Source organism: Paraburkholderia sp. (assembly GCF_034668105.1).
Lineage (GTDB): Bacteria > Pseudomonadota > Gammaproteobacteria > Burkholderiales > Burkholderiaceae > Paraburkholderia.
The window spans coordinates 1-12,711 of sequence record NZ_JAXDPY010000020.1 but is presented as its reverse complement, the minus strand read 5'-3'; the positions used below and the strand labels follow the sequence as shown (position 1 = coordinate 12,711).

At 62.8% G+C, this 12,711-nt stretch carries 10 protein-coding genes; 3 read left to right on the top strand and 7 right to left on the bottom strand.

The genetic code is table 11. The annotated features are described in order from the left end of the window. The 7 genes from QOC89_RS01025 to QOC89_RS00995 form a co-directional block, all read right to left on the bottom strand. A partial coding sequence (locus QOC89_RS01025; protein WP_323043317.1) for an NAD-dependent epimerase/dehydratase family protein occupies positions 1 to 129 on the bottom strand: 129 nt, incomplete at its 3' end. A 5-nt stretch (positions 130 to 134) separates the two neighbouring features. Beyond that, positions 135 to 1,253: a GDP-mannose 4,6-dehydratase gene (gene gmd / locus QOC89_RS01020; protein ID WP_323043315.1), complete on the bottom strand. Its 1,119-nt coding sequence runs from the start codon at positions 1,251 to 1,253 to the stop codon at positions 135 to 137. Positions 1,254 to 1,345: 92 nt separating this feature from the next. After that, entirely contained in the window at positions 1,346 to 3,580 is a 2,235-nt protein-coding gene (locus tag QOC89_RS01015; RefSeq protein WP_323043314.1) for a polysaccharide biosynthesis tyrosine autokinase, read from the bottom strand. Between the two features lie 61 nt (positions 3,581 to 3,641). Then, the gene (locus tag QOC89_RS01010) at positions 3,642 to 4,781 is read right to left on the bottom strand and encodes a polysaccharide biosynthesis/export family protein (RefSeq protein ID WP_323043313.1); all 1,140 of its coding nucleotides are present in this window, start codon (positions 4,779 to 4,781) and stop codon (positions 3,642 to 3,644) included. A 67-nt stretch (positions 4,782 to 4,848) separates the two neighbouring features. Then, positions 4,849 to 6,234 (bottom strand): undecaprenyl-phosphate glucose phosphotransferase, encoded by a 1,386-nt coding sequence (locus QOC89_RS01005; RefSeq protein WP_323043312.1) that lies wholly within the window; start codon positions 6,232 to 6,234, stop codon positions 4,849 to 4,851. 57 nt (positions 6,235 to 6,291) lie between these two features. After that, entirely contained in the window at positions 6,292 to 7,893 is a 1,602-nt protein-coding gene (locus QOC89_RS01000) for a sugar phosphate nucleotidyltransferase (protein WP_323043311.1), read from the bottom strand. Between the two features lie 106 nt (positions 7,894 to 7,999). Next, positions 8,000 to 8,986, bottom strand: a complete 987-nt coding sequence (locus QOC89_RS00995) for a GlxA family transcriptional regulator (protein ID WP_323043316.1) — start codon at positions 8,984 to 8,986, stop codon at positions 8,000 to 8,002. 799 nt (positions 8,987 to 9,785) lie between these two features. On the opposite strand from QOC89_RS00995, the gene QOC89_RS00990 reads away from it, so the two are divergent. The 3 genes from QOC89_RS00990 to QOC89_RS00980 form a co-directional block, all read left to right on the top strand. Further along, entirely contained in the window at positions 9,786 to 12,089 is a 2,304-nt protein-coding gene (locus QOC89_RS00990; protein ID WP_323043310.1) for a hypothetical protein, read from the top strand. Between the two features lie 190 nt (positions 12,090 to 12,279). Further along, a complete protein-coding gene (locus tag QOC89_RS00985; RefSeq protein ID WP_179736424.1) occupies positions 12,280 to 12,429 on the top strand; it encodes a hypothetical protein in 150 nt (49 codons plus the stop codon). A gap of 68 nt (positions 12,430 to 12,497) precedes the next feature. Beyond that, a partial coding sequence (locus tag QOC89_RS00980; protein WP_323043309.1) for an NUDIX domain-containing protein occupies positions 12,498 to 12,711 on the top strand: 214 nt, incomplete at its 3' end.

Genomic DNA, 12,711 nt, shown 5'->3' with positions numbered 1-12,711 from the left:
CATCAGATCGAGCTCCGCCCGCGATCGCGTGACGACGTTGTAATAGCCCTCGGCGGCGAGCCGCCGGACCAGCGCCGAGCCGACCATGCCACGGTGGCCCGCGACGAAGATGCGTGCGTGTTTGTTCATTGCCGTTACTCGTGATGTTCCAGCGCCGTGAAACCGGCCAGCGTGACAAGCGCGTCACGTCTTGCAATCTGATAGTCCGCGCGCACCATTTCCTTGACCAGCGAGGCGAACGACGTAGTCGGCTGCCAGCCGAGCCTGGCATGTGCTTTCGACGGATCGCCCAGCAGCGTCTCGACTTCGGCGGGACGGAAGTAGCGCGGATCGACACGCACGATCACGTCGCCGGGCGACATCTTGATCTCGCGCCCCTCCACCTTTTCGACAACGCCGATTTCATCCACGCCGGTGCCTTCGAAACGTACGGTGACACCCAGTTCGGCCGCGGCATGCCGGACGAAGTCACGCACGCTGTACTGCACGCCGGTGGCGATGACGTAATCCTCCGGCTGTTCCTGTTGCAGCATGCGCCACTGCATTTCCACGTAGTCGCGCGCATGACCCCAGTCGCGCAACGCCGACAGATTGCCGAGATACAGGATCTTCTGCATGCCCACCGCGATGCGTGCCACGGCGCGCGTGATCTTGCGCGTCACGAAAGTCTCGCCGCGCACCGGCGATTCGTGATTGAACAGAATCCCGTTGCAGGCATAGAGCCCGTAGGCCTCGCGGTAATTGACCGTGGTCCAGTACGCGAACAGCTTGGCCACCGCGTACGGGCTGCGCGGATAGAACGGCGTGGTCTCCGATTGCGGAATCTGTTGCACGAGGCCGTACAGTTCCGAGGTCGAAGCCTGATAGAAACGCGTCTTGTGCTGCAGCCCGAGAATCCGGATCGCCTCCAGAATCCGCAGCGCGCCGAGGCCGTCGGCATTGGCCGTGTATTCCGGTTCCTCGAACGAAACCGCCACATGGCTCTGCGCCGCGAGGTTGTAGATCTCGTCAGGCTCGACCCGCTGGATCACGCGCAGGATGCTGGTCGAGTCGGTCAGGTCGGCGTGATGCAGGAAGAGTCGCTGATCCGGGTCGTGCGGATCGCGATAGAGATGATCGATCCGGTCTGTATTGAACAGGGATGACCTGCGTTTGATGCCATGTACGTCGTAATCCTTGGCGAGCAGCAGCTCGGCGAGATACGACCCGTCCTGTCCAGTGATGCCGGTGATCAGCGCGACCTTGCGTTTCATGGAGCTACCCCTCTCGTTGAACTTTGCGATGCCAGTGCCACAGCACGATTCGAGCGAGCGGCCCCATGCTGGAGCCGCCGCTGCGTCAACCCTCAACCTGCGATGCTGTCGTAGCCGTAATAACCGCCCTGATAGCCGGAACCGAGGAAGGCCCCTTCCTGAGGCACGTCGGTCAGCAGCACGCCTTTGAGCGATACGCCGCCGTTGAGCAGCCGCTTGGCCGTCTCGGCAATCTCGTTCAGCGGATGGCGGCCGTGGCGCACCACCAGCAGCGTCGTGCCGGCGTATTTGCCGATCACCGTCGAGTCGGTCACGGCGAGTACCGGCGGTGTGTCGACGATCACGAGGTCGTAGTGCGACTTCAATTCCTCGAGCATCGTTTCGAAGCGCTTGCTCATCAGCACTTCAGACGGATGCGAAGGCAGCGTGCCCTTGGCGAGCACGTCGAGTCCGGGCAGCACGTCGCGCTGGATCATCGAGCTCAGATCGCCGCCGCTCAGCACGTCGGAAAGGCCCGGTTGATGGCCCACGCCAAAATGCGAATGAACGTCGCCGCGCCGCATGTCGCCGTCGATTATCAGCACCCGCTTATTCGCCGAAGCCACCAGCGCCGCCAGATTTACTGACAGGAAAGACTTGCCGGTATCGGGCCGCGAACCCGTGATCATCACCACGTTGTTCTCGGCATGATCGAGCGACAACTGCAACGAGGTGCGCAGATTGCGCACGCCTTCCACGGCGATGTCTTCCGGCGCCTGCTGCGCGAGCACATGCAGCCCACGACGGCGCAACATGACGTTTTCCTGCAAACGCAGCTGGGTCTGGCTGCGCGGCACGATCGCGAACACCGGCACGCCGAGCACCGCTTCGAGTTCATCCGGACGTTCCACGCCGCCGTACATCGCGCGTTTGAAGAAGGTCAGCATGATGCCGATCAGCAAGCCGCCGCCGAGCGCGATCAGAATCGCCAGCACTCGTTTCGGACGCACCGGCTCGTCAGGCGTTTCGGCGAAGTCCACCACGCGCACGTTGCCCACCTGGCCGGCTTTCGCCACCCGGAGTTGCTGCGCGCTGTTCAGCAGATTGGTATAGAGCTCCGTGTCGACATGCACGTCGCGCAGCAAACGCAACGCGGTCTGCTCGGTGTCCGGCATCACGGCCACGCTGCGGTTCATGGTGGCCGCCGCGCCCTGCAACGCCGCGATCTGTGCATCGAGCGCGGCTACCGCCGGGTGATTCGCCGTGAAGCGCTGCGACATCTCCGCGCGTTGCTGCTGCAGATCGAGCAGCTTCGTCTTGTTGTCGACGACCTGCTGCAGCAGCAGGCGGCTTTCTTCGCCAAGATCGACCGTGCCGTGCGCGTTGCGGAACTTGTTGTAGCGTTGCTCGGCCTCGTCGAGTTCCTTACGCAAACCCGGCAATTGCTGGTCGAGGAAAGCCAGCATATGCTCCGCCTCGGTCGAGCGGCTCTCCACATCCTGGCGCACGAATTCGCGCGCCATGCTGTTGACGATCGCCGCGGTCAGCGCCGGGTCGCCGCCTTCGAGACTCGTGCGTATCACGCCCGACTGCAGCGTGGTCTCCGCGACCACCAGCGCCTTTTGCAAGCGGTCCACGGTGCCCAGCGTCGAGGCGCGTCGCAGTTCGAAACGCGAACCGGGCGCGCCGACCAGTTTATCGACGTGCAACGCAATTGGACCGTCGGCGGTATCGGTTTCCACGGTCTCGCCGACATGGCCGGAGAGAATCGCGATCCCGTTCTTGTCGCGCAGCACGTACGAACCGCCGTCGCCCGCAATCAGCGTGAAGGTCGTGTCGTAAAAGTCCTTCGACGTATCGAAGCGCGACACGGCAATGCTCTCGTCACCCCAGGCATAGTCGGACAGGTTGATGAACGACGGCAACTTGAAGCCCCATTGCCCGTTCACCAGCCCCGCGATCATGCCGCCGATGAACGGCAAGGTGCGCGGCGCAGCTGAAATGTCGAGGTGCAGGTTCTTGACCGTTTCCTCGGTGACGAGACGCGACTTCAGCAACTCGATCTCCGCCGCCGTCGAGGGCTTGGTGTCGAACATGCCGGTAAGCGGCGGCAAGGAATCCTTGCCGTTCGCATTGGCATTGGCCGTCTTGTCCTCGACGTGGAACAACACATCCGCGCGGTACGTCGGCGGCGCGAGGAACGCGTACGCGCACCCCAGCGCGAGCGCGATCAGCGTCACCATCGCGATCGTGCGCCAGCCCCTCACGATCGTGCGCAGATAGTCCGACAGATGCAGCTCGTCCGGTCCGGACACGTCGCTGTAACGGTTTTCGAAGTTGATTGCCATTTTGTTCACCCAACAAAGCCCGGCGGTTCAAGGTCACGTTGCACAGCTGCTTGCACTGCTGTTACTTCGCAAGGACGGCACCCGTCACAGCCGCATTGATCGCCGGCAGCAGCAGGTTCAACACACGGTTGAAGCGGACCAGCCCGCCTTGACCGACATACACGACGTCCTTCGGCTGAAGCTCGAACTGATTGGCGAGCAGCATGGACACCGGCGAGGTCGCATCGAGGTGATAGACCTGCGGCGAGTCGCTGGTCGAATTGCGGATCACGAACAATTGCCTTGCCGCCGCCGTGTTCGAATCGAAGCTGCCGCTGTCGGAAATGGCCTGCGAAAGCGACATCGAACCGTTCGGCATCGGCACGACGGTGGCCGGCTTGTTGACCTCGCCCATCACGTACACGCCGCTGTCTTCGCGTGAAGACACCCGCACCATGTCGCCGGCCTGGAGGTAGATGTCCGACGGATTGCGGCCGCGCTTGATCAGGTCGCTTACGTTGAGCGGATACGTCACACCATTGCGAATCAGATCGACGCGGCTGCGATCCGCATTCGCGGTGAAGCCGCCGCCCTGGCCGATCGCGCTCGTCAACGACATCGGGATGTCGGTGACCGACTGCGCGCCGGGGGTGCGTACTTCGCCGTCGACGTAGATCTGCGCGTTGCGGAACGAGGCCACCCGCACCGTCACCTCGGGCTTCTGATAGACGTTGCTCAGGCGCTTATGCAGTTCCTTCTGGATGGTCCCGGCGTCCTTGCCGGCCACGTGCACCGTGCCCGCGTACGGAAACTGGACGTCGCCGTTTTCGTCGATCAGAAAACCGGGCGCGGCGTCCGTCGTTTTCGCGTTCTGCGCAGGCTGGCCTAGCGCGGCGGCGAGTTCCGGGTGATCCCACACGACGATTTGCAGCACGTCGCCGGGGCCGACCTTGTAGGCCGTCGGCTTGCCGAACAGCGCGGCTGTCTGCGGCGGCAGCGTAGCGGCCGTCTGCGCCTGATTCATCTTGCGCAGCAGCGCGAGGTTGATATCGGTGATCGGAATCTGCTGTTGCGCCGACGGTTCCGTGCTGAAATCCCCACCCGTGTCCTGAAGCGCGGCGGGTGTGACCATCCGCTGGCCCGGTGCGATTCCGCATCCGGAAAGCATTGCCGCAGTTGCGAAAACCAAGAGACTTCCCGTGCGTATACCAAGCGAGCTCATGATGTTTCCTCCTTGCGCCAGCGAACTGTCCTCGGGGGAGGCAGCGCCCAGCGTACTTGTTAACTACTTAGTAAGCGTTTCGATGCACCAGTCCGGCGACAATCGTCGCGCCGATAATCCGCATATCGAGCGCGAACGACCAATGCCCCAGGTAGTACAGGTCATGTTCGACGCGACGCTCCATCTTCTCGATGCGGTCGGTTTCGCCACGAAAGCCGTTGATCTGCGCCCAACCCGTGATGCCCGGCTTGATCCGATAGCGATTGATGTAGCCGGCAACCACTTTTTGATAGAGGTCGTCGTGCTCGAGTGCATGGGGACGCGGTCCGACGACCGACATGTCGCCACGCAACACGTTGAAGAATTGCGGCAGTTCGTCGAGGCTCGTGCGGCGTAGAAATGCGCCGACTCGCGTAACGCGCGGATCATTGCGCGTCGCCTGTCTGAGCGTGCCCTTCTGCTCGGCATGCACACGCATGGAGCGGAATTTGTAGATCGTGAAGACGCGGCCGTCCGCGCCTTTACGCTTCTGCTTGAAGAAAACCGGGCCACGCGACGAGAGCTTCACCGCGATCGCGATCGCGAACATGATCGGCGCGAGGCAGATCAGCGCCGTGGCGGCGAACAGGCGATCGAAGATTTCCTTCTTCAACATCGAACTGGCCGACAGCGGCGAGGCGACGAGGTTGATCGCCGGCACGCCGAGCAGATCGATCACGCCGCTGCCTTCGAAGAGCGCGAGGCTACGCACGTCAGGCATGAAGCGGATATTCACCAGGTCGTCGCGGAACTCGCTGACCAGCGCGCAGATCAGCGGCTCCTCGGTGAGCGAAACCATCAGCCAGAGTTCGTGCACGTCGTTGGTGCGGATATAGTCGGCGAGCGCGTCCACGGTGTCGTAAACCGGCACGCGCGGACTGGTGACGGGCGACAGTTCCGGACGCGTGTTGTAGACGGCGGTCGCGCGAAAGCCAGTGGTCGGCGCCGAATCGATCCGGCGGATGATCGCGTCGCATTGCGAACCGCTGCCGACGATCGCGACCTGGTGCAGATTCAATCCGGCACTGCGCGCCCGCGCCAGCACCGCATGCGTCACCAGCCGGTAAGCGATCAGGAGGCCGCCCGTCACCGCGGTCCAGTACGAGAACCACAGCCGCGACACGAAGTCGATGCGGTGCAGCGAATACATCAGCACGAGCGCACTGCCCTGCACGATCAGCCACGCGAGCGCCACCTGCCCGGCGAGCGAGAGCTTGGAGCGGCCGCGCCAGGATTCATAGACCCCGAACGCTGGAAAGATGGCCAGCGCGAAAGCAGCGGCAAACATCACGAGCGCCCAATAGAACCCTGATTGAGCGAGGTAATCAAAGCGGATCTGCGACGCCACCGCCGCCCCCGCGAGCACCAACGCGACATCGAAAACTCGCGCGAGTAAATCCTGAAACTTGCGCATTTTGCTTACCTCTTTCTTGCCGTTCGTTCTTTTCCGCACATCATTCCGGGAACGCTGTTAGGAGCAGCGGCCGTAGTTGTCGTTGAACCTCACAATGTCGTCTTCACCGAGATAGGAGCCTGACTGGATTTCAATGATTTCGAGCGGCACCTTGCCGGGGTTTTCGAGCCGGTGACGGGTGCCGAGCGGGATGTAGGTCGATTCGTTTTCACTGAGCAGGAACTGCTCGTCGCCGCGTGTGACGAGCGCGGTGCCGCGCACGACAACCCAGTGTTCGGCGCGGTGGTGGTGCAGTTGCAGCGACAGCTGCGCGCCCGGCGTCACGACGATGCGCTTGACCTGGAAGCGTTCGCCGTGGTCGATGGAATCGTAAAAACCCCAAGGGCGCCGCACCTTGCGGTGCGCATCCGCTTCGGGGGCGTGCTGCGCCTTGATGCGCGACACCAGACCCTTGACGTCCTGCACGTGCGAACGGTCGACCACCAGCACCGCATCCGCCGTTTCGACGACCACCACATTGGTCGTGCCGACGCAGGCGACCAGCCGCCCTTCGGAATGCGCATAGCTCGACACCGCGCCTTCGAACGTCACGCGGCCGCGCCCGGCGTTGCCGTTGGCGTCCTTCTCCATCGCGGCCCAGACCGCGTCCCAGGAACCGAGGTCCGACCAGCCCGCATCGAGCCGCACGACAACACCTGCGGGATTCGCGCCGGACATCGCTTGGGGGTCCGCGCCGTGACTCGCGGCGGTTTCGTCCGGGGCGCCCACGCCGTCCCGCTCGTTGGGTTCGGCGCTATCCGTGAGACGCTCCATCACGGCGTAGTCGATCGAGTCGGCAGGCGTGGCCAGGAAAGCGTCAAGCAGTGGGCGAAAGTACGCGCCTTCGCTGCGGCCGTTCACGAACGCTTGCTCGCAAGCGGCGTGCATTTCCGGTTGCAGGCGTTTCAGCGTCTCGAGCCACACGCGTGCCCGCACGACAAAGATGCCGGCATTCCACCAATACGTGCCTGCCGCGACGTACTGCGCGGCGATCTCCTCGGCCGGCTTCTCGATGAAGCCGTCGATCGTATGACCGCCGTCGGGCAATTGCGCGCCGATGCGGATATAGCCGAAGCCCGTATCGGCACGCGTGGGCGGTACGCCCAGCGTGGCGATCGAGCCCCGATCCGCGTACCCGGCGGCACGTTCCAGCGCGCCTTGCAATGCGGGCACGTCGGCGATCGAATGATCTGACGGCATCACGATGAGAATCGCGTCGCCGCCCTCCGCGCACGCGAGCGACGCCGCGAGCGTCAAAGCCGGGGCCGTATCACGCCGCGCGGGCTCAACGATCAGCCGTGCGTTCACGCCGTTGTCACGAAGCTGCTCGGCAATCACAAAGCGGTGTTCTTCGCCGCACACGATGATCGGCGACGCGTCCACGTTCCAGCCGGCGGGAAAGCCGTCCATCCGCCGCGCGGTTGCCTGCAGCAACGAGTCGGAGCCGACGACGTCGATTAGTTGCTTAGGAAAATTCTCGCGCGACACCGGCCACAGACGCGTACCCGAGCCACCGGCAAGAATGACCGGGACGATGCGCGCGCAATGCGTACCGGCGGACCCGGCATTTGCGCCGTCCGGGTTCACCGACGCAGCGCCCACCACTCCCTGAGTCAACATATTCGGATTCCTTACAGATTTATGAAGACAACGAAAGCCTTAACGAAGCCATGCACGAAATATTCCGTGGTATGCGCGGAAAACTGCTTCGCCGCGCGTACGTACGCTATCCGCCCACCATGCGGCGACTTTGAATCCGGAACTCGGTGGGGGAAATCCTCATGCGCTTACGGAAGACCTTCGCGAGGCGGTCACCGTTACCCATGCCGGTGCGCCGGGCAATCTTGTCCACCGGCAATTCCGACTCGGTCAGCAGGCTGCAGGTCACCGCGAGACGCTCGTGCAACAGGAAACTCGAGGGCGTGATACCCATTTCCATCTTGAAGCGGCGCAGGAAGTTGCGCTCGCTCATCGCGGCGAACTGGGCCGCATCGGCAATCGAAATCGACTGCTGGCAATTCTCTTGCAGCCAGCGAGCCGCCGCGCGCACTTTGTCGCCCGGGCTCAATCCGCCGTCTTCACCCAGCAGCGGTGCGAGGTTCGAGCACGAATCGGCCAGCAGACGTTCAGCCACCGTGCGGGCAGTGGCGCCGCCGAGATCGCGCTTGATCATGGCGAGCGCGCTGCGCATCGATTCGAGGCGGTCGCCCGCATCGCCGTTCGGTTCGCTCTGGCGCGGCAGCATCGGCTGCTGCGGTTGGAAATCCGCACTTTCCTTGCCGTCCGGCACATAGGCCGCATCGAGCAGCGCGCGTCCTTCCGCAATCGGCCGGATCATGCCGGTGTTGCGGCGCACGCGCCGTAACCAGGCGATCAGACGCTCGTCGCCGGCCGCGGCGCCTGCGCCTTTGCCACCGGCCACATACAACGCGTCGAAGCCGCCGTAATGCCGCGCGTCGAGTCCGTCGGTCCAGACCCGCAGTGCCGATGACGAGGTCACCATGCCGCCGTCCGCCGACAGGAAGGAAACGTCATACAACCAGCCGCCCGAGCCTGACGATGCCAGTTCATTCGCAGCCTGAAACACCTCGGCAACCACGCCCGCGCCCTGCAGCGAGCAGTCGTTGAACATCAGTATCGCGATGCGACGCATACCCTTGTTCGGCGCGTGCACCCAGCGCAACATTGCAGATTCGAGACTCGCGCAGGTCATAGTCATCCTCTCAACAGAAAACGGATCTACTTTTCAACCTTGAACGCCGCACAGAGGCATGCTCTGTGCAGTGCATCATAGCCATCCGCAATCAAGCATTTAGCCGCCATGACCGAAAGTGCAGACATGTTGGCGTTTCGATATGGTGGCCAGCCAGTGATTTTCGGAACAATCCCGGCACTACTAATTTTTCAATGAATTTAATGCCAATTCTGCATATGAATGAATTTACGTTTCGCGAATCCTAATGCGAATTAATGCGATTTTTCGTGCGTTGGCACACATACAGCCGCTGCTCGAAATGCTTGAGTTGCACCTTGATCCGCCCGTGATTTCGCGGATTTGACGTGACTTCTCTGTTACACACCGCCAGAATGGGGGCGGCCGTCCTAGCTACGGCGGCTAATGCTCTTACAGCTTGCCGGGGGGACTTTCTTCCGACGATAGATTCAGTCGGCAGAGATGTGTAAAACAGTCTCCAATATAAACACTTTCGCTGGCAACAAAATTATTTAATTCGTTGTTATTGGATCCGCTGAATATAAACAGGACGATTAATGTTTCAACCGTGAAACACCGAAATAACGCAACTTTAGTCCGTCAGGCAATAGGCGGGCCAATGGCGGATTGTGTCGGATCAGAGCCGGTACCATTCCGCCAACAGATTGCGGAAATAGCCTATGCGGTTTCCGCAACACATTGCGATGTGAGGTAGCCTGAGGCGGCTCTGGCCTGGTCAACTAGCCATTGCGCGTCGTCTTGTTGCCGGAACATCAACGTCGAACGACACGGGGAACACATGCCGAATGTACGCGAACATCGCGCGCTGCGACCACTCGTCGGCGCCTTTGCCACTCACGGGTTTGCACTGCGTGCCGCTGCCTCGACAGCGGCGTTGATCCTCTTTGGCTCGATCGCCGCCCCGTGCAACGCAGCACCGGCTTCGGCCACTCCCGGCAGCGCGAGCAATTCCGATCTGACGGTTGACGGCAGAAAGTGGACACCCTGCGCGGCGGAGTACGGCACCTGCCGGTTCAGCGGTACACGAGACGTGCTGTACGGCACGGTCGAGCAACATGTCATCAAGACGTTTTTGAACAGCGCGGATTGCAATAACGGTGTGTTCGGCGATCCGGCACCCGGCGTTGAAAAGCGGTGCGCGGTTGCGCGCACCCCCGCCGATGCGGGCGCGGCGGCGAAGCTGGCGGCAGCTTCGGCGAACAAAGACGGCGCGCCGGCCGCCGTGCCGGAACCGGTGGCCAACGTGCCCACTGCATTGAAGGCGCCGCCCGGAGCGGGCCTGCGCTGCGCGGCGCCCTCCTCTCAGGTGCGCGCAGGCGCAAACGGCGATCTGCTGGAAGCGGACACGCCGAGCGAGGGCACGCGACTCTTCGCAGCGGACCAACCGTTCGCGCTCGTTTTCACCGCACGTCCGACGCAAAACGACACGCTTAACTGGCAGGTCCGCGACAGCTGGAATGCGGTGCGCGCCAGCGGCCACTTCCCCGTTGCCGCAGGCGGCACGCTATCGACGCTCAGTTGCGCGTCGACGGTTGCGGGCTACTTCGCCGTCTCCGCTTCGCTGGAGCGCGCACACGGTCAGCTCGAAGCGCGTGGGACGCGTCCTGCGGGGATCGCCACCTTCGGCGTACTGCCTGACACGTCCGCTGCCTTGCCGGCCGTACGCTTTCCGTATGAAGACTTGCATCGGTTCGGTGGCCAGGGCACCGCTTATATCGCGCCAGGGCAGCATTGCTGCGATGGCGACGGCTATCGGCCGGTCTATACGGCGCTCGGCCTTTCCTGGGCGAACGACAACCGCAACTGGTACATGGAAGAGCCGAAAAAAGCGGGCACGTTCGATCCCTCGAGCAAACAGTTGATCCCCTATTTCCGGCGCGGCGACATCATGCGCTTGATCCAGCTCGACGGCATTCCGCAGTGGGCGAGCCCGACCGGCAAGGAGACGCACAGCTATGCGCCGACCTCTCTCGCGCAAATGAAGGACTACATGGCAAAGGTCGGCGCCGAATCCAACCGCACACGGATGACCTACTTCCCCAAACAGCGCGACAACTACTACCAGGTGACATGGGAGCCGGACGCCGATGGCGGTCTGCCGTGGCGCGATACCGACGCGAATTTCATCGCCATGTATAAAGCCGTCTGGGAAGGCATTCATCAGACGGACCCGCATGCGGTCGTGATGGGTGTGACGTACGCCTCGGTTCAGGCCAACGTGACGTGGATGCGCCGTCTCGGTCCGCAGGGCATCGGCCGGTATATGGACGGCATGACCGTTCACGGCTATTACGACATCGGCACGACACCGTCGCATCCTCCCGAGCGGGTCACCGATTCAGGCAATCAAGGCACGGTGCCAGGCGCGCTGCCCGCCGCGATGCGGGCGCTGCGCCACGAACTGCGGCAGTATCTGAAGCCGGGCGCGCCGCTGTTCGTTACCGAAACGGGCATCAGCTACGACATCGGGCAGGCGTACGGAAAAAGTTATCCAGGCGCGAACGTCCTGTATGCGCAAGCGGCGGTCGTGGCGCGCACGCATCTCATCCTGCTCGGTGAAGGCGCGGACATGACCTACATCTTTTATCTCGCGGACATGCCGGAGGCCGCGGCTGGTTACGGCGTGTTCTTTGAACTCGATCATCCGCAGGGCGCTTTCGGCGCCGCTCGCATCAGCCCGAAGCCGGCCGCGCTCGCGGTGGCGGCGATGACGCGGATCATCGACGGGACGGATACGCTCGGACCACTCAAAGGTCTGCCAAAAGGCGTATACGCGTATGCATTCCGCAGGCTCGGCCGCGGCAAGATCGTGACCGCGCTGTGGACGCATGACAACGACACGTGGAACGCCAAAACCGGTTTCAGCGCGAGCCAGAGCGCGGACTATCGTCTGCGGGTGGATGCGCCCGGCACGTCGGGCGAAGTGGTGGTGTTCGACATGATGGGCAACGCGTCGAGCTTGCCGTATCGTGACGGTTTCGCCCGCCTCAAGCTGTCGCCGACACCCATCTATGTGGTCTCCACCAACGCCGAGGTGTTCAAGGACGCGGTGACGACGCCGGAGGGTTACGTCGCTCGCTAGCCGTGCCAGGCTGTGCCGTGCCGTGCCAAGCATCATGCGCATCGGCAGAGGGCAGGCGATCTTCAGACATCACGCACTGTCGAGACGCGGCGATACTTCGGCGTGATGTGACAGGGCAGGCCGTTTCTTACACCCGTAGAATCCAGACGGAGACTATTTCGCACGCGTATCAACGCGCTGGAGCCGATAGATGAACGGCCTCGCATGGACGATGCTGGTGTTAGCCGCGATGGTCGGGGCGTTTCTCTTCGCCACGATCGGCGCGATTCTGGTGGCACTGCTGCTGGCGAATGTGTCAGGCCGTCTCACCCGCGACGACGAACACCACGGCGACTACTAGCGCCTTCAGATTCCCTTACGATCAACCATCACCCCGCGCTCAACCGGCGCCCGCTCGCAGGAGATGCCATGCTGACCGAGATCGATTTCCTGGACGTGGTGCGTCTGACGCCGCTGGTCGCGATCGATCTGATCGTCAGCGACGCCGAGGGCCGCGTGCTGGTCGGGCGCCGTCGCAATCGCCCTGCGCGAGGCACATGGTTCGTGCCCGGCGGGCGCATTCATAAAGACGAAACGCTCGACGCGGCGTTCACGCGCGTGGCCGACGCCGAATTGGGGATCG